Genomic DNA, 17,843 nt, shown 5'->3' on the forward strand with positions numbered 1-17,843 from the left:
GTTAAGTTTTCCCCGAATCGGGGAGCAGGAGAGAATATGCCGGGTCAGCCGGGTTTGTCCGCGATCGTTCACCGCCGCTCTGTCCTGGCTTTGCTGGGGACGGCGGCATTGCTGCAATGCAGCACAAGCCTGTCCAACGCCGCTTGGGCTGACACCGCAGCCCCCGCTGCGGCGACCCCAGAAGTCGTCAACGCAGAGCCGTTCAGTTTCGACATTCTCACCGCTGCAATGCAGCAACGGGCGACCACGCCGCATCAAGCCCCTGCCAAGGTTGAAGGCTTCTTCACGACCTTCAACTATGACGATTACCAAGCCGTGCAGTTCAACCCGGATCGTGGCCGCTGGGCCGGGCCGAAGGCGGGCTTCAACGTGCAGGCCTTCCATTTGGGCTGGCTGTTCGCCGAACCCGTGCAGATGTTTGAGACAAAAGACGGCATGGCCCGTCCGATGACCTTCTCGACCGACGATTTCCGCTATTACGACCTTGTCGCCGCCCGTGTGCCGAAACACGAGCCATTGCCGGGCGTCGCAGGTTTCCGCCTGAACGCGCCGCTCAATCGCGCCGATCTGTTCGACGAAGTCGTGGCTTTCCTTGGGGCCAGCTATTTCCGCGCTTTGGGCCGTGACAACGCCTATGGTCTGTCGGCGCGTGGTCTGGCGATCAACACCGGCCTTGGCAAACCCGAAGAATTCCCGCGTTTCTCGAAATTCTGGCTGGAAACCCCGGCCCCCTTCGCCCGCGAAGTCGCGGTCTATGCAGCCCTCGAAAGCGAAAGCTGCACCGGGGCTTACCGCTTTGTGATCCGTCCGGGGGACGAGACTGAAATCGACGTCACCGCGCGGTTGTTCTTCCGCAACGCGGTCGATCAGATCGGCATCGCGCCTTTGACCTCGATGTTCCTGTTCTCGGAAAAAAACCGCGCCGCCTTCGACGATTATCGCCCCAATGTCCACGACAGCGACGGCCTTGCGATCTATCGCGGCGATGGCGACCATATCTGGCGTCCGCTGAACAACCCGCCGCGCCTGTCGGAATCGTATTTCGCCGAAACCAGCCCGCGCGCGTTTGGGCTGATGCAGCGTGACCGTAACTTTGAAAGCTACCAAGACGCCGGCGCGCATTACGAGCGCCGCCCGTCTTTGTTGGTTGAACCCTTGGGCGATTGGGGCAAAGGTGCTGTGCGCTTGGTCGAAATCCCCAGCGCGCTAGAGGTCAACGATAACATCGTCACCTTCTGGGTGCCCGAGGCCAAGCCCGTCCCCGGCACGATGATGGAATTCAGTTACCGCCTGCGCTGGGGCGCTTTGGCCGCTGATGTCAACGCTGACATCGCCTTCGTCAAAGAAACCCGCGCCGGAATTGGCGGCGTCTCGGGCGTCGACAACACCGATGGCACCCGTAAATTCGTGGTCGATTTCGAAGGTGGCCTGCTCGCCGCGCTGCCACCCGAGGCCGAGGTCAAAGCCATCGTCACCATCTCCGGTGGCGAAATCGCGCATCAGGCGCTGTCTGAGATCCCCGGCACCGATTTCTGGCGTCTGGTGCTGGACGTCTCCACCACCGCCGGTGCCACGGTGGAATTGGGCGCTCATATCACCGGATATGGCCGCAAACTGTCCGAAAACTGGCTTTATCAATGGGTGAATGCATGAACGTGACCATTCAAACCGGGGCAAAGCCCGCAGCCAAGCAAGCCACGCTGACCGATCTGATGGCTCCACCGCGCGCCGCCCTTGCCATGCCAAAGCAAGTGCTGACCGCACCGCCGGGCAGCTTCATGCGGTCCGTGCGCAGCTTGCTTTGGGCCGTAGCCCCGGGCCTGCGCCGCCTCGGCTGATCCGATGGCCCAAAACGCCCCCTCCCGCGACCGCACCATCAGCGCCCGCGCTTTGGCGATCGCGGCCAGCGTTCTGGCCGCCGCAGCCGCTGGCATGGTGTTTCAGATCTACGGCGCTGCGGACGGTGTGGGCTTTCTGGACGTGCTGCGCAGCACCCTGATCTTCTTCTCCACTTGGTGGCTGGCTTGGGGCGCGGCCACAGCGCTCCTTGGCCTGACCGCGCGCCAACGCCCCGCGGTCGCCCGCATCGCTGGGGCGATCAAGGGCCGCACCGTGGTCATCGTCCCGGTCTACAACGAAGAGCCCCGCATCACCTTCGCCCGCATCGCCGCGATGGATACCTCGATCCAAGCCACCCACACCGCCGCGCAAGTCGATTTCGCCGTGCTGTCCGACACTCGCGACGACAAGATCGCGCTGCAAGAGCAACACTGGTTCGCCCGCCTGCTGGCCCGTCAAAACGGCGAAGGCCGGATGTTCTACCGCCGCCGCGAGAAAAACACTGGCCGCAAGGCCGGCAATATCGAAGAATTCATCGCCTCCTCGGGGGCGGCATGGGATTACGCGGTGATCCTCGATGCCGACAGCCTGATGGAAGGCGACACCATCATTGAGATGATCCGCCGCATTGAGGCCGCCCCCAAACTCGCCCTGCTGCAAACCCTGCCGCGTGTCGTCGGCGCCACCACCCGCTTTGGCCGCGCCATGCAATTCGCTGCTGGCTTCCACTCGCCGATCTTCGCGCGCGGTCTAGCCGCCACCCAAGGCCGCACGGGCCCGTTCTGGGGCCACAACGCCATCGTCCGCATCCGCGCTTGGGCCGAAAGCTGCGGCCTGCCCGAACTGCCGGGCCGTGCCCCGTTCGGCGGCCATATCATGAGCCATGACTATGTTGAGGCCGCCCTTCTCGCCCGCGCAGGCTGGCTGGTGCGGCTGGATGATGACCTTGAAGGCTCGTTTGAAGAAGGCCCCGAGAATATCATCGACCACGCCAAGCGTGATCGCCGCTGGTGCCAAGGCAACCTGCAACATGCCAAACTGCTGACAGCCCCCGGCCTGAAACCGTGGAGCCGCTTTGTCTTTGTCCAAGGCATCTTCGCCTATATCGCCCCCCTGATCTGGCTGGCCTTCATCGCGGCCTCGATTGCCGCCGTCTACTGGGTCGAAATCCCCGATTACTTCCCCGAGGCCAACTGGCCGTTCCCAACCTTCCCCAACGACCAAACCCCGAAAGCCATCGGTCTTGCCGTCGGCGTCTTCGGCCTTCTGGTGATGCCGAAACTGCTTGTGGCGCTCGATGCCATCTTCACCGGACGCGTGCGCGGTTTTGGCGGCATCGGCGGATCCTTGCGCGCCATGCTGGTCGAGCTGGGGCTTTCCTCGCTCATCGCGCCGATTCTGATGGCTTTCCAAAGCCGTTCGGTTTTACAGGTGCTTCTGGGACGCGACGGTGGCTGGCCACCGAACAACCGGGGGGACGGTGGATTGGATATAACCGAGGCTTGGGCCGCCGGAAGCTGGATCTCTTGGCTTGGTCTTTCGGGTTTGATTGCCACGCATCTGATGGCCCCGGTGCTGACGCTGTGGCTGTTGCCCGTCGGGCTGCCGATGGTGGCGGCACCGCTGCTGATCTGGTGGACCTCCCGTCCCGCAGGCCCTCATGCGTTTCCGGTGCCAGAAGACACCACGATCCCGCCAATCCTGACGCGCCATAATGCCGTGCTTGCCGCATGGTCGATCGCGGCCCCCGCCGCCAATGCCACGCCGCTGGCGGAGGCCAAGCTTGGCTGAACCTGCACGCGTCCGGGATTACCGGATTGATCTGCTGCGCGGCATCGCGTTGGTGATGATCTATATCAACCACATTCCCGGCACGATCTGGGAGCATCTGACCTCACGCAACTTCGGCTTTTCCGATGGCGCCGAAGGCTTCGTGCTGATGTCGGGCATGGCCACCGGGCTGGCCTATGGCGCGGTGTTCCTGCGCGGCGCAAGCTGGCCCGAGGCTTTGCGCCCGTGGAAGCGCGCCTTCACTCTGTGGTGGGTGCATGTGCTGGTCGTGGCCTCCATCCTGGCGCTGTTCGTTTTCACCCAGCACGATTCCGAAGTGGCCAAAATGGCGATCAAGCGCAACATCGCCCCCGCGCTTGAGAATATGGATGGCTTTGCCCTGCCGCTCTCCACCCTTGGCCACCAGTTCGCCTATGCCGATATCCTGCCGCTTTATGTCGTGCTGATGCTCTGGGCTCCGGCGCTGTTGGCGCTGGCCGTCCGCTGGCCTAGGGCGCTGATGGCGGGCTCGTTGCTGATGTGGTTTGTGGCGGGACTGGCCCGCTTCACCATGCCGACTTGGCCCTTGTCGAACGGCTGGTTCTTCAACCCATTCTCGTGGCAGGTGCTGTTTGTTGCAGGGATGCTGACCGGCATCGCCATCCGCCAAAACCGCCGCTGGTTGGCCGTACGCAAGTGGCCGCTGCGACTGGCTTGGGCGTTTCTGATCCTCTCCGCCCTCTGGGTGCAAATTGGCTGGGTGGCGAATTGGGGCGGCCATACCCTCTGGTTGCTGCACGAATACGCCTATTTCCCGGCGGTGTTCACCTCGTTCGAGAAAAGCTTCATCTTCCTGCCGCGCCTGTTGCACATTCTGGCGCTCGCCTATGCCCTCAGCGCCTTGCCCGTGCTGAAAACCGTGGCCAACAGCCCGAAGGTGTCCGGTCTGATCCTGCTCGGCCAACACTCGCTGCCGGTGTTCGCTACCAGCACCGTGCTGGCTTATGTAGCCCAAGTCACCAAGGCGATGAACCCGCCCTCCATCCTGCTCGACACCGCCCTGATCGGCGGCGGCTTGGTGATCCTCTACGCCGTGGCATGGCTGCGTGACGGCCAAAAGCGCCAGCAACAGACCCGGATCGCGGACACGCTCTAAAGGATTTTCTCTTTTAAAAATACGCCCGCCGGAGGCATCTGCGGCCAACCAAAAGAGCCTCCGGCGGGGATATTTAAACACAGAGGATGACCCAAGCGGCGCGCGCTCCCATCTTGTGCCTGCGCCATAGCACGACCAAAGCCACGGCGCGTATACGCGCAATTCTTAACAGAACATGAATCAGCGCGTGTAACCCATTGATTTATAAAGACCGGAAAAAGTGCCACGCGTGGACACGCCCACGTGCTCGCGCCACACTTGAATTAATCCCGACAAGAGACATACTCCTACCTGTCCAACCTCCTCGACCGGAGTGTCCCCCATGATCCCGCGCGGCACCGAAAACCACCTCACCACCATCGAGACAGCCCTCGCCCGCGGCGAAGCTGCCCGGTCCCCCGTGGTCGCCTCGTGGAGCCGTTCCGCCCGCCTGCACGGCCTTGACCCTACCAAGCCCAGCCAACCCGACCGGATGACCGCGCAAGAACTCGCCGCCGCCCGCGACCGCACCGCCCCCCTGATCCGCGCCGCCTCCCCGAACCTTGACCGCCTGTTCCAAGCTGTCGGAGCCGTCGGCTGCTGCGTTCTCCTCGCCGACCTTGATGGAGTCCCCCTGGAACGTCGCGGTGCTGCCGTCGATGACACCGTCTTCTCCGACTGGGGGCTCTGGCCCGGCACCCGCTGGTCCGAAGCCGAGCAAGGCACCAATGGCATCGGCACCTGCTTGGTCGAAGAGCGCGTGGTGACCATCCACCGCGACCAACATTTCTTTGCCCGCAACACCATCCTGTCCTGCATGAGCGCGCCGATCTACGGCCCGCAAGGCAAACTCGCCGGGGTGCTGGATGTCTCCTCCGCCCGCAACGACCTCACCGAAGGCTTCATGACCCTGATCAGCCAGTCCGTTACCGAAACTGCGCAGAAGATCGAAGCCCAAGCCTTCCGCGACGCCTTCCCCACTGCCCGCATGGTGCTGGTTCCGGGGGATCGCGCCTCGGGCGGCCTGCTTGCCGTTGATCATGATGATCTGGTGATCGGTGCCACGCGCGCCGCCCGCCACCATCTTGGACTGACAGGCGACCTGACCCGCCAACCCCGCCCCGCCGCCGATGTGCTGGGCCATTTCGAGCACGAAACGCTGGAAGATGGCGAGCGCGCCGTTCTCATGCGCGCCCTTGCCCGCGCGGGTGGCAACGTCTCCGCCGCCGCGCGCGACCTTGGCATCAGCCGCGCCACCTTCCATCGCAAGCTCGGCCCGCGGCTCATCTAAGCTCGTCTTCTGTAGGTTTTGCCCTGACCTGTCGCATCCCTGCGACAACTTCCGCCCGCATCGCCTTCCCCCCTGCTGACCGACGCCGCCCTAAAGCGCAGCCTGAGTCCAGTGCCGCGAGGAGGCGGCCGCACAGTCTGGGAGGACTAGCTATGAATATGGTGGAGCATTTCCGCACCTCTAAATCGCCGTTCAAGGCGATCTATGGTAACTTTATCGGCGGCAAGTGGGTGCCTGCACAATCGGGGAAAACCTTTGACAACACCTCGCCAATCACAGGCGAAGTGATCTGCAAAATCGCGCGGTCCGAAGCGGCGGATATTGAAGCAGCCCTCGACGCCGCCCATGCCGCGAAGACCGCGTGGGGCAATTCCTCGGTCGCCACCCGCGCGGTGATCCTGAACAAGATCGCCGATGTGATGGAGCAGAACCTTGGCCTGCTGGCGCTGGCCGAAACCTGGGACAACGGCAAGCCGATCCGTGAGACGACACACGCCGACCTGCCCTTGGCCATCGACCACTTCCGCTACTTCGCAGGCGCTATCCGCGCACAGGAAGGCAGCTTGTCCGAGATTGATCACGACACCGTCGCCTACCACTTCCACGAACCCTTGGGCGTTGTCGGTCAGATCATCCCGTGGAACTTCCCGCTGCTGATGGCGGTCTGGAAACTTGCCCCGGCGCTGGCCGCAGGCAACTGCGTCGTGCTGAAACCGGCGGAGCAAACCCCGGCCTCGATCCTCGTTTTCGCCGAACTGGTCGCCGACCTGCTGCCGCCCGGCGTGCTGAACATCGTTAACGGCTTTGGCCTTGAGGCAGGTAAACCGCTGGCCTCCAGCAACCGCATCGCCAAGATCGCCTTTACGGGTGAAACCACCACTGGCCGCCTGATCATGCAATACGCCAGCCAGAACCTGATCCCGGTCACGCTGGAACTCGGCGGCAAATCCCCCAACATCTTCTTCAAAGACGTTTGCGCAGAGGATGACGATTACTTCGACAAAGCCATCGAGGGCTTTGTTATGTTCGCGCTGAACCAAGGTGAGGTCTGCACCTGCCCGTCGCGCGCTTTGATCCACGAGTCGATCTACGATCAATTCATGGAAAAAGCCCTGAAGCGTGTTGCCGCGATCACCGCAGGTGATCCGCTGGACCCCACCACGATGATCGGCGCGCAGGCCTCGTCGGAACAGTTGGAAAAAATCCTGTCCTACATGGACATCGGCCGCCAAGAAGGCGCGCAGGTTCTGGCGGGCGGCGCGCGGCGTGAGATGCAGGGCGGCCTTGCAGGCGGCTTCTACATGCAGCCAACCGTGTTCAAGGGCAACAACAAGATGCGGGTATTCCAAGAGGAAATCTTTGGCCCGGTGGTCTCCGTCACCACTTTCAAGGATGACGACGAGGCCCTCAGCATCGCCAACGACACCCTCTACGGTCTGGGCGCTGGCGTGTGGAGCCGTTCGGCCAACACCTGCTATCGCTTTGGTCGCGCCGTGCAAGCGGGCCGGGTTTGGACCAACTGCTACCACGCGTATCCCGCCCATGCGGCCTTCGGCGGCTATAAGCAGTCCGGCATCGGGCGCGAAAACCACAAGATGATGCTGGATCACTACCAGCAGACGAAAAATATGTTGGTCAGCTACTCTCCCAAGAAGCTAGGCTTCTTCTGATCAACAGGGCGCGAGGTTCGCCTCGCGCCCACATTTTACCGGGAGGCTGATATGAACGAGATCCTCGATAAAGTCACCGCCACGCCTGCGGCCTTGCAACTGCTGGCTGAGATTGTCGCCGACCACGGACCGGTGATGTTTCATCAGTCGGGTGGCTGCTGTGACGGCTCATCCCCGATGTGCTACCCGCAGGGCGATTTTCTGTTGGGCGACCGCGATGTGAAACTGGGTGAGATTGGCGGCATGCCGTTCTACATCTCGGGCAGTCAGTATGAGCTGTGGAAGCACACTGATCTGATCATTGATGTCGTCAAGGGCCGCGGCGGGATGTTCAGTTTAGACAATGGCCGCGAGCAAAGGTTTCTGACCCGATCCGAGGTCTGCGCGATTTGATTCCGCCAAGGCCCCAACCCGGGACCTTTTTTATGCATTTTGAAACAGATGGTTAGGGTGAGCGTTTTAAGCCTATGTTAAGACTTGCTTGCGCTTTGCCACCGATTTGATCCAGCCATCCGGCATCTCTGCGTCGGCATATAGACAAGTAAAACTTGCCAATCGCTTACACTTCTTCATTTCCCTTTGCCCCGCGCCAGCGCAGGATACACCCAAGTGATCAAGGGGCGGGCGATGCAAAACGGCGGGCAGTTACTGGTTTCCTCTTTGGTTGCCTTGGGCGCATCCAAGGCCTTCGGCGTTCCCGGTGAAAGCTATCTTGCGGTGCTGGATGCGCTGCACGACACCCAAGGCCAGCTTGATTTCATCCTCTGCCGCAACGAAGGCGGTGCGGCTTTCATGGCTTCGGCCTACGGCAAGCTGACCGGAACGCCCGGCATCTGCATGGTCACACGCGGGCCGGGGGCGACCAATGCGTCGATCGGCGTGCACACCGCGATGCAGGATTCATCGCCGATGATCCTGTTCGTCGGCCAAGTCGGCACCGACATGAAGGGGCGCGAGGCGTTTCAGGAACTCGACTACCGTGCGGTGTTCGGCACGATGGCTAAATGGGCGGTTGAGATTGACCGGGTCGAGCGTATCCCCGAAATTCTCGCCCGCGCTTGGGTCACTGCCACCACAGGCCGCCCCGGCCCGGTGGTGATCGCACTGCCCGAGGATATGCTGACCAGCCTGACCGACACCCCGCCGCTGACCGCCCCCGCGCGTATCGCGGAACCCGCAGCGTCTCCCGACACCATCGCTGAAACCCTCGCCCTGCTTGCATCCGCGCAGCGGCCGCTGATCCTGATGGGCGGCACCAACTGGACGGATGCAGGCCGTGCCACCTTGCAAAATTTCGCCGAAGCGTCGGATATTCCCGTGCTGGCCGCCTTCCGGTTTCAGGATCAGTTCGACAACTTTTCCCCCGTCTTCACGGGTGAAGCGGGCGTCGGGATGCTGCCCCATGCCAAAGCCCTGATCTGCGACGCCGATGTAATCCTCGCGATCAACGTGCGGTTTGGTGAGATGACAACTGATGGTTACACCCTGCTTTCGGTGCCGAACCCAGTGCAGAAATTGATCCATGTGCATGGATCTGATCGTGAAATCGGCAAGATTTATCAGCCAGTTATCGGCATCCACTCCGGCCCCAACGCCTTCGCCAGCACCCTCACCCCGCTGCAAGGCGCATGGTCCGACTGGCGCAGCAAGGCCCGCGCAGCCTACGAGGCCAGCTTCTCCGCCCCAGCCCAGCCCTCCCCGGTGGATATGGTCGCCGTCACCGCTCATTTGCGCGAAATCCTGCCCGAAGATGTGATCCTGACCAATGGCGCGGGGAATTTCACGGTCTGGCCGAATAAGTTTTTCAAATTCGGAAAAAATGCCCGCCTGCTTGCCCCGCAATCGGGTGCTATGGGCTACGGTGTGCCTGCGGCGATTGCCGCCAAGGTGGCCTATCCCGCCCGCCGTGTGGTCTGTTTTGCCGGAGACGGCGATTTTCAAATGAACTGCCAAGAGCTCGCCACCGCCGCCCAAGCAGGCGCGCAGCCGATCATTCTGATCGTCAACAACGGCATCTACGGCACCATTCGCGCCCACCAGGAACGTCACTACCCGGCGCGGGTTTCTGGCACGACGATGGTAAACCCCGACTTCGCAGCCCTCGCCCGCGCCTACGGTTTCCACGCCGAACGGGTAGAGCGCACTGAAGATTTCGCCGCCGCCTTCGCCCGCGCCTTGGCCTCGGACTCAGGCGCGGTGCTGGACCTGAACGTCTCGCCCGAAGCCATCACCCCGCGCCAAACCCTATCCCAAATGCGCGCCGCAGCGCAGGCGGCCAAGGCATGAGCGCGCCCATCCGTTTGGGCGCGGACATCGGCGGCACCTTCACCGATATTGCGCTGGAATGTCGGGGCCGGATGTTCTCGACCAAAGTGCTGACCAACTACGCAGCCCCCGAACAAGCCATCCTTGACGGTATCGACGCGGTGCTGGCTGAGGCCGGAATTACCCTCGCCGATCTGGATATCGTGATCCACGGCACCACTTTGGCGACCAACGCCTTGATCGAACGCCGGGGGGCAAAGACCGCCTTTGTCACCACCGAAGGTTTCCGCGATGTCATTGAAATGCGCACGGAAAATCGCTTTGCGCAGTATGATCTGAACATGGTTCTGCCCAAACCACTGATCCCGCGTGAGGATCGTTTTGCCATACGGGGCCGCATCGGCGCACAGGGGCAGGAGCTCGCCCCGCTCGACGAAGCAGCCCTTGAAACTTTGGCAGATCACATCGCCGACGCTGGCTTTGGCGCAGTGGCGATTGGCTTCATTCACTCCTATATGAACCCGGCGCATGAGCAGCGGGCGCGGGAGATAATTGCGGCGAAGGTCGCAGTTCCGATCAGCATTTCCGCCGAAGTCTCGCCGCAAATGCGCGAGTTTGAACGCTTCAACACCGTCTGCGCCAACGCCTATGTCCGCCCCCAGATGGCCGACTATCTGACCCGCCTGCAAGCTCGCCTCAAAGCGCTAGGTGCGACTTGCCCGGTGTTTATGATCCACTCCGGCGGCGGTTTGATCAGCGTGGAAACCGCGTCGGAGTTCCCGGTGCGTTTGGTCGAAAGCGGCCCAGCCGGGGGCGCGATTTTTGCAGCCGACGTTGCGCAACGGTTCGGGCTGAAAAAGGTTGTCAGCTATGATATGGGTGGCACCACCGCGAAAATCTGCCTGATCGAAGACTACGCCCCCAAAACTGCCCGCAGCTTTGAAGTGGCGCGGACCTATCGTTTCGCCAAAGGCTCGGGGATGCCGATTTCGATCCCGGTGATCGAGATGATCGAGATCGGCGCGGGGGGCGGTTCTCTGGCGTGGGTCGATGCGATGGGGCGGATTCAGACCGGGCCAGAGTCGGCAGGGTCAGATCCGGGGCCAGCCTGCTATCAACGTGGCGGCTTGCATCCCGCGATCACAGATGCTGATTTGGTGCTGGGCAAACTTGATGCCGATAACTTCGCAGGCGGCGCGATCAGGCTTTCCACCGATGCTGCAAGTGGCGCAATCCTGCGGGATGTCGGCGACAAACTCAACCTTGACGCCACCTCTGCCGCCTTTGGCATCTGCGAGGTGGTCGATGAGAATATGGCCAATGCCGCCCGCGTTCATGCAGTGGAAAATGGCAAGAATATCTCGGACAATGTGATGATCGCTTTCGGCGGTGCCGCCCCCCTGCACGCCGCCCGCCTCTGCGAGAAACTGGGCATCGACCAATGCCTGATCCCGGTCGGTGCGGGGGTTGGTTCCGCCATCGGCTTCCTGAAAGCCCCATTTGGCTATGAGGCTTTGGCCTCGCATATCCTGCGGCTGGCGGCGTTTCAGGCGGCGGCGGTGAACGCCTTGATCGTGGGGTTGAAGGCTACGGCGACGGGTTTCGTGCGCGCAGGCACCAGCGCTGCGATCCAGTGCGAGATCACGGCGTTCATGCGCTATGTCGGGCAGGGGTGGGAGATTCCCGTCACGCTGCCGGACCGCAATTTTACCGATGTTGATGCCGACATGCTGCGCGAAAAGTTCTGCGAGAATTACGCGCGGTTCTTTGGTCGGGCGATTGAGGGTCTGGATGGCTTGGAAATTGAAATCGTCACATGGTCGGTCAAGGCGCAAGACCAGCGTGCTGCGCCTGACCAGATCGCACTCATCTCGGGCGGGTCGGAGGTTGGGCGCAAACTCTCACGTCCGGTGTTCGACCCGTCTCGGGGGGAGTTCATGGAGACCGCAATCATAGATCGCAGGGACTTGCGCCCCGGAGCGCGCGTGCAAGGCCCGGCGGTGATTGTCGAACGTGAAACCTCCACCGTCGTCACCGCGCCTTTCGACGTGGTGATGCAAAGTGACGGCAGCTTGCTGTTGAGCCGCAAAGGGGGTGCGCGATGAGCGACCAGACCCGCGATATTCGGATGCAGGTGATGTGGAACCGCCTGATCTCGGTGGTCGAGGAACAGGCGCTGACCCTGTTGCGCACGGCATTTTCCACTAGCGTGCGGGAAGCGGGCGATTTGTCCGCCGGAGTCTTTGACCCACAGGGCCGGATGCTGGCGCAGGCTGTCACCGGCACGCCCGGGCATGTGAATACGATGGCCGAGGCGGTGCTGCATTTCATCGCCGAGATTGGCCGGGAAAATATGTTTGCGGGCGATACCTATGTGACGAATGACCCGTGGAAGGGCACCGGGCATCTGCATGATATCACCATGGTCTCGCCCTCGTTCCTTGGTGCCAATCTGGTCGGCTTCTTCGCCTGTACCGCGCATGTAGTCGATGTCGGCGGTCGGGGCTTTGGCGCGGATGCCAAGTCGGTCTATGAAGAAGGCATCCAGATTCCGATCATGAAATTCGCCGACAAGGGTGTGGTGAATGCCGACCTCGTGCGCCTGCTGCGCGCCAATGTGCGCGAACCCAATCAGGTGGTGGGTGATTTCTACTCGCTCGCCGCCTGCAATGATGTCGGCCACCGCCGCCTGGTGGCGATGATGCAGGAAATCGGCCTCACCTCGCTCAATGCCTTGGGCGATTTCATCTTCTCCCGCACCCATGCTGCGACTTTGGAGCGTATCCGCGCTTTGCCGCAAGGCGCTTGGACGAATGAACTCTTGACCGATGGCTATGACGCCCCCGTGAAACTGGTGGCGCAGGTCGAGATCAAAGGCGATCAGGTTAACGTCGATTTCGCAGGCTCTGATCCCGCCAGCCGCTACGGCATCAACGTGCCGATCATCTACACCAAGGCCTATGCCTGCTATGCGTTGAAATGCGTGATCGCCCCCGATATTCCGAACAACTGGGCCTCGCTTGCCCTGTTCACCATTTCCGCGCCAGAAAATATCCTGAACGCCGCACGGCCTGCGCCGGTCGCTGTGCGGCACGTCATCGGCCATATGGTGCCCGATCTGGTGCTGGGCGCTTTGGCGAAAGCCCTGCCGGGGCAGGTGCTGGCCGAAGGGGCTGCGGCCCTATGGAATATCCATATGTCGGTGCGTCCTGTCGCCGGAACCAAAGGGCGGCGCGCCGAAATCCTGATGTTCAACTCCGGCGGCATGGGCGCGCGTCCTAGCCTCGATGGGCTGTCCGCCACCGCCTTCCCCTCCGGCGTGATGACCATGCCGATTGAGGCGACCGAGCATACCGGGCCGATCGTGGTCTGGCGTAAGGAGCTGCGACCCGACTCCGGCGGCGATGGCCAGTTTCGCGGCGGCTTGGGGCAGATCATCGAAATCGAACCTGCACCGGGTCACGAATTCGACTTCTCGGCAATGTTTGATCGCGTCAATCACCCGGCAGCGGGCCGCGATGGCGGCGGGGCAGGGGCGGCTGGCATCGTGGCGCTGGATGATGGCACCCAGCTTAAGCCGAAAGGCTGGCAGCATGTGCCGCAGGGGCGTCGGTTGATCCTTCATCTTCCCGGTGGCGGCGGCTACGGTGCGCCGGAAGCGCGCAACGCGGATGCGCGGGCGGATGATGCCGCCAAGGGTTATGTGACGGGCCAAGATTTGGGGAACAAGCCATGAATTACGTTGCGGATCGGCTAGCGGTGGTGAAACCCTCGGCCTCAATGGCGGTGTCGATGGCCGCCAAAGCCCTGCGCGCGCAGGGTGTCGATGTGATCGACCTAGGCTTAGGAGAGCCCGATTTCCCAACCCCCGCGCATGTGGTGGAAGCGGCGTTCAAAGCGGCGTCGGCGGGCGAGACACTCTATACCGCATCGGCAGGCACCCCTGCGCTGCGGGCAGCGGTGGCGGAAAAACTCAGGCGCGAGAACGGCTTGGACTATAGTGCCGATGAAATCACCGTCGCCAATGGTGCCAAGCAGATCATCTTCAACGTGCTGCTGGCGACGCTAAATCCCGGCGACGAAGCCATCTTGCCGACACCCTATTTCGTGTCCTACCCCGAGATGGTCAAACTGCTGGGCGGCGTGCCGATCACCCCCGCGTGCCCGGCGGAAACCGGCTTCCGCCTGACGCCGGACCTGCTGGAGGCCGTCATCACCCCCCGCACCAAATGGCTGTTTCTGAACATGCCGGGCAACCCCTCGGGCGCGGTCTACTCGGCGGCAGAGTTGCAGGCCTTGGGCGCAGTCCTCGCCCGCCACCCGCAAGTGCTGATCCTGTCGGATGAAATCTACGAACACATCCTGTTCGACAACCGTACCTTCACCAGCTTCGGCGCAGCCTGCCCAGATCTGCGCGACCGCACCTTGATCGTCAACGGCGTGGCGAAAGCCTATGCGATGACCGGCTGGCGTGTCGGTTACGCGGCAGGCCCCGCACCCCTTCTCAAAGCGATGAACACCGTGCAAAGCCAATCCGTCACCTCGGTCGCCGCGCCAATGCAAGCGGCAGCCCTCGCCGCGCTGACCGGCCCACAAGATTGCATCGCCCAGTTCCGCACCGCCTTTGAACGTCGCCGCGATCTGGTCGTCATAGGCATCAAAACCATCCCTGGCCTGAGCCTCGCCCCGCCCGAAGGCGCGTTCTACGCCTATATCGGTTGCGCGGGCCTGATCGGAAAGCGCACGCCCAAAGGCGAAACCCTTACCGACGACACTGCCGTCACCCAATACCTGCTGACCGAAGCCCGCGTCGCCGCCGTCCCCGGCGCAGCCTATGGCCTCTCGCCGTTCTTCCGCATCTCCACCGCCACCTCTGACGCGGTTTTGGCCGAAGCGATCAGCCGCATCAAAACCGCAGTCGCGGCGCTGGAGGCGAAATGACCCCGTGCTTTGACACCATTCTGATCACCGGCGCGGCGGGCCGTTTGGGCACCGAATTGCGCCGGGGTCTGGCCCCCTTGGCGCGGCGCCTGCGGCTGGCGGATGTGGCCGAGATCAAAGACCTGCAACCCAATGAAGACGCCATCATCTGCGACCTCTCCGATGAATCCGCGATCCTGTCCCTCACCCAAGGCGTTGACGTTATTGTGCATTTCGGCGGCGTTCCGATGGAGCGGTCTTGGGATAGCATCCTCAACGCCAACATTCGCGGCAGCTATCACATCTACGAAGGCGCGCGCAAAGCGGGCGTCAAACGCATAGTCTACGCCTCCTCCGTCCATGCCATCGGCTATCACGACTTAGAAACCCAGATCGACGCCAATGCCCCGCACCGCCCCGACGGCCTCTATGGCCTGTCGAAATGCTTCGTCGAAGACTTGGGCCGCCTCTACTGGGACAAATTCGGGATTGAAACCGCAGCACTGCGCATCTTCTCGTCGTTCCCCGAACCCGCAGACCGCCGGATGCTGTGGTCCTACCTGTCCTTCGACGACTGCATCCGCCTTGTTACCGCCGCCCTGACCGCCCCGCGTGTGGGCTTCACCGTCAGCTTCGGGCTGTCGGATAACACCGTGAAAACCGTCGACAATCGCCTTGCGGCGCACCTCGGCTATCAGGCAAAAGACACGTCAGAACCCTTCCGCGCCGGGGTAGAGGCGCGCACTGACATGCCCGATCCGAAAGCCTCCGCCGTGCGGCATCTGGGCGGTTGGTTTGTAGATTTGGGACACCCCGACGATAAGGATACAAAATGAAAGCGCAGTATGATGTGGTGATCGTGGGCGGGGCGGTGATCGGCTCGGCTGTGGCCTATTTCCTGATGGCGAACCCGGATTTCAACGGCTCGGTTCTGGTGGTCGAACGCGACCCAACCTATGCCAAGGCCTCAACCTCGCTGTCGGCAGCCTCAATCCGCACCCAGTTCTCCAATGCGATCAACGTGAAGATCAGCCAGTTCGGCTATCAGTTCATCAAAGATTTCCCGGAAACCATGCAGGTCGGTGACGACAAGCCTGACCTGAATTTCCACTCCGGCGGCTATCTTTACCTCGCAGGCACCCCCGAACAGGAACAAATCCTGCGCGAAAGCCACGAGGTGCAGCGCGCCTGCGGGGCCGATACCGTGCTGTGGGATCAAGACCAACTGGCCACAGCCTTCCCGCACCTGAATGTCGACGATATCCGGCTGGCAAGCTACGGCCAATCCGGCGAAGGCTGGTTCAACAACACCGGCATCATGTCCGGCTTCCGCAATAAGGCGCGGTCCTTGGGGGCCGATGTGATCACCGATGAGGTCACGGCCATCGGTCGCGCTGCCGATACCGTCACCTCTGTCACGCTCAAATCCGGCGCCACGATCCAAGCCGGAACCGTAGTGAACGCCTCCGGCCCCCGCGCCGCCCTCACCGCCCGGATGGCTGGTCTCGTCATCCCCGTCGAGCCCCGCAAACGCACCCTATTCGTGTTCGACTGCGCCAAATCCCCGGAAGGCAGCGCCACCGTCAACCAAGGCCGCCTGCCGTTGATGATCGACCCCTCCGGCGTGTTCTGCCGCCCCGAGGGCCGCTTTTTCCTGACAGGGGCCGTCCCCGTCGAAGACCCCGCCGTGGATTGGGATGATTTTGAGCCCCGCTATGAAGAATTTGAAGACATCATCTGGCCCGCGCTGGCCAACCGCGCGCAGGGGTTTGAGGCGATCAAAGTCGTCAACCAATGGGCCGGCCACTACGATTTCAACACCCTCGACCACAACCTTGTCGTGGGCCGCCATCCACAGGTGTGCAACTTTGTCTTCGCCAACGGCTTCTCTGGCCACGGCTTGCAGCAAGGCCCCGCCGCAGGCCGAGCGGTGTCGGAACTGATCATCTACGGCGGCTACCGCACGCTGGACCTCAGCGAAGTCGGCTATGAACGCATCGTCGAAAACCGCCCGTTTCTTGAAAAGGCCGTCATTTAACCCATGGACCGCCCGCCGCGCCTTCCCCCTTTGAACGCGCTGCGGGTGTTTCAAACCGTGATGCGGCACCGCAGCTTTCGCGGTGCTGCGGACGAGTTAAGCGTCACCCCCCAAGCCGTCAGCCAGCAAATCAAACTGCTGGAAGACACCTTGGGGTTGGAGCTTTTCGCCCGCAAAGGCCGTGCGATTGAGCCGAATGAACAGGCGATCTTGCTGGCGCATCACATCCAAGCCGGGTTTGACGAATTTGCCGAGGGCGTGCGGCGGGTCACCAAGCTGGGCCAACGCAACCGCATCAACCTCAACGCCAGCCCGTATTTCGCCACCCGGTTCCTGCTGGATCGGCTGGCGCGGTTTCGTGAGATCATGCCGGGGGCCGATCTGCGGCTGACCACGATGGTCGAGCTGCCGGATTTCGTCGCCGACGATGTCGATGTGGCGATCCAATGGGGCTTTGGCACTTGGACGCAGTTTGATCAGGTGCTGTTGCTGCGCGACATAAAGGTGATCTGCTGCACGCCCGACCTCGCCATGCGTCTGCGCGCGCCGGGTGATCTGCTCGACGTGCCGCTGCTGCATTCCGTGCTGGCTGACCTCTGGGTGCCCGTGTTGCGGCACCTTGGCGTTACGGGAATCCATGCCCCCGACGCGCTGCGGTTTCAGGATGCCGCCACCATGCGGCGGGCAACTTTGGCGGGCTTGGGGGTTGGTTTGCTGTCCACCATTGACGCCGAGGAAGACCTCGCTTCGGGCAAATTGATCGCCCCGTTTGGGCTGGATGTGATGGCGGGGATGCCACAAGCGCAGATCCCGGGGTTCTATCTGGTGCTGCCAAAAGCGCACCGCCGGGTGAAAGCCATCGCGGCGTTCTGCGATTGGGTGGCGCGTGAAAACTGGGCTTTGCCCGTTGTTTAA

The 17,843-nt window shown here is 62.3% G+C and carries 14 protein-coding genes; all 14 read left to right on the forward strand.

Annotated elements, in window-relative coordinates:
• Positions 1-36: 36 nt before the first annotated feature.
• The 14 genes from ACS5RD_RS04580 (at position 37) to ACS5RD_RS04645 (ending at position 17,843) form a co-directional block, all read left to right on the forward strand.
• Positions 37-1,653: an OpgD/OpgG family glucan biosynthesis protein gene (locus ACS5RD_RS04580; protein WP_489930193.1), complete on the forward strand. Its 1,617-nt coding sequence runs from the start codon at positions 37-39 to the stop codon at positions 1,651-1,653.
• Positions 1,650-1,838, forward strand: a complete 189-nt coding sequence (locus tag ACS5RD_RS04585; protein WP_489930194.1) for a hypothetical protein — start codon at positions 1,650-1,652, stop codon at positions 1,836-1,838. Before ACS5RD_RS04580 ends, ACS5RD_RS04585 begins: the two co-directional genes overlap by 4 nt.
• 4 nt (positions 1,839-1,842) lie before the next feature.
• Positions 1,843-3,630, forward strand: a complete 1,788-nt coding sequence (gene mdoH, locus ACS5RD_RS04590) for a glucans biosynthesis glucosyltransferase MdoH (protein ID WP_489930195.1) — start codon at positions 1,843-1,845, stop codon at positions 3,628-3,630.
• Entirely contained in the window at positions 3,623-4,765 is a 1,143-nt protein-coding gene (locus tag ACS5RD_RS04595) for an OpgC family protein (RefSeq protein WP_489930196.1), read from the forward strand. The genes mdoH and ACS5RD_RS04595 overlap by 8 nt, the downstream gene beginning before the upstream one ends.
• A gap of 322 nt (positions 4,766-5,087) precedes the next feature.
• On the forward strand, positions 5,088-6,035 hold the full coding sequence (locus tag ACS5RD_RS04600; RefSeq protein ID WP_489930197.1) for a GAF domain-containing protein: 948 nt from the start codon (positions 5,088-5,090) through the stop codon (positions 6,033-6,035).
• Between the two features lie 152 nt (positions 6,036-6,187).
• On the forward strand, positions 6,188-7,705 hold the full coding sequence (adh, locus tag ACS5RD_RS04605; protein WP_489930198.1) for an aldehyde dehydrogenase: 1,518 nt from the start codon (positions 6,188-6,190) through the stop codon (positions 7,703-7,705).
• A 51-nt stretch (positions 7,706-7,756) separates the two neighbouring features.
• Complete coding sequence (locus ACS5RD_RS04610; protein ID WP_489930199.1) at positions 7,757-8,098, forward strand: DUF779 domain-containing protein; 342 nt, start codon at positions 7,757-7,759, stop codon at positions 8,096-8,098.
• Between the two features lie 234 nt (positions 8,099-8,332).
• Positions 8,333-9,991, forward strand: a complete 1,659-nt coding sequence (locus ACS5RD_RS04615; RefSeq protein ID WP_489931332.1) for a thiamine pyrophosphate-dependent enzyme — start codon at positions 8,333-8,335, stop codon at positions 9,989-9,991.
• Entirely contained in the window at positions 9,988-12,075 is a 2,088-nt protein-coding gene (locus ACS5RD_RS04620) for a hydantoinase/oxoprolinase family protein (RefSeq protein WP_489930200.1), read from the forward strand. Before ACS5RD_RS04615 ends, ACS5RD_RS04620 begins: the two co-directional genes overlap by 4 nt.
• Complete coding sequence (locus tag ACS5RD_RS04625) at positions 12,072-13,706, forward strand: hydantoinase B/oxoprolinase family protein (protein WP_489930201.1); 1,635 nt, start codon at positions 12,072-12,074, stop codon at positions 13,704-13,706. The genes ACS5RD_RS04620 and ACS5RD_RS04625 overlap by 4 nt, the downstream gene beginning before the upstream one ends.
• A complete protein-coding gene (locus tag ACS5RD_RS04630) occupies positions 13,703-14,911 on the forward strand; it encodes a pyridoxal phosphate-dependent aminotransferase (protein ID WP_489930202.1) in 1,209 nt (402 codons plus the stop codon). The genes ACS5RD_RS04625 and ACS5RD_RS04630 overlap by 4 nt, the downstream gene beginning before the upstream one ends.
• Entirely contained in the window at positions 14,908-15,726 is an 819-nt protein-coding gene (locus tag ACS5RD_RS04635; RefSeq protein ID WP_489930203.1) for an NAD-dependent epimerase/dehydratase family protein, read from the forward strand. Before ACS5RD_RS04630 ends, ACS5RD_RS04635 begins: the two co-directional genes overlap by 4 nt.
• Positions 15,723-16,928, forward strand: coding sequence for an NAD(P)/FAD-dependent oxidoreductase (locus ACS5RD_RS04640; protein WP_489930204.1), 1,206 nt, complete (start codon positions 15,723-15,725; stop codon positions 16,926-16,928). Before ACS5RD_RS04635 ends, ACS5RD_RS04640 begins: the two co-directional genes overlap by 4 nt.
• A gap of 3 nt (positions 16,929-16,931) precedes the next feature.
• On the forward strand, positions 16,932-17,843 hold the full coding sequence (locus tag ACS5RD_RS04645) for a LysR substrate-binding domain-containing protein (protein ID WP_054005903.1): 912 nt from the start codon (positions 16,932-16,934) through the stop codon (positions 17,841-17,843).

It is taken from the genome of Cypionkella sp. PAMC25878 (genome assembly GCF_058135695.1).

Coding starts and splice junctions, on each gene's coding strand:
- adh (WP_489930198.1), top strand. CDS start 6,188: ATGAATATGGTGGAGCATTTCCGCACCTCTAAATCGCCGTTCAAGGCG.
- ACS5RD_RS04625 (WP_489930201.1), top strand. CDS start 12,072: ATGAGCGACCAGACCCGCGATATTCGGATGCAGGTGATGTGGAACCGC.
- ACS5RD_RS04585 (WP_489930194.1), top strand. CDS start 1,650: ATGAACGTGACCATTCAAACCGGGGCAAAGCCCGCAGCCAAGCAAGCC.
- ACS5RD_RS04580 (WP_489930193.1), top strand. CDS start 37: ATGCCGGGTCAGCCGGGTTTGTCCGCGATCGTTCACCGCCGCTCTGTC.
- mdoH (WP_489930195.1), top strand. CDS start 1,843: ATGGCCCAAAACGCCCCCTCCCGCGACCGCACCATCAGCGCCCGCGCT.
- ACS5RD_RS04620 (WP_489930200.1), top strand. CDS start 9,988: ATGAGCGCGCCCATCCGTTTGGGCGCGGACATCGGCGGCACCTTCACC.
- ACS5RD_RS04635 (WP_489930203.1), top strand. CDS start 14,908: ATGACCCCGTGCTTTGACACCATTCTGATCACCGGCGCGGCGGGCCGT.
- ACS5RD_RS04640 (WP_489930204.1), top strand. CDS start 15,723: ATGAAAGCGCAGTATGATGTGGTGATCGTGGGCGGGGCGGTGATCGGC.
- ACS5RD_RS04615 (WP_489931332.1), top strand. CDS start 8,333: ATGCAAAACGGCGGGCAGTTACTGGTTTCCTCTTTGGTTGCCTTGGGC.
- ACS5RD_RS04645 (WP_054005903.1), top strand. CDS start 16,932: ATGGACCGCCCGCCGCGCCTTCCCCCTTTGAACGCGCTGCGGGTGTTT.
- ACS5RD_RS04630 (WP_489930202.1), top strand. CDS start 13,703: ATGAATTACGTTGCGGATCGGCTAGCGGTGGTGAAACCCTCGGCCTCA.
- ACS5RD_RS04600 (WP_489930197.1), top strand. CDS start 5,088: ATGATCCCGCGCGGCACCGAAAACCACCTCACCACCATCGAGACAGCC.
- ACS5RD_RS04610 (WP_489930199.1), top strand. CDS start 7,757: ATGAACGAGATCCTCGATAAAGTCACCGCCACGCCTGCGGCCTTGCAA.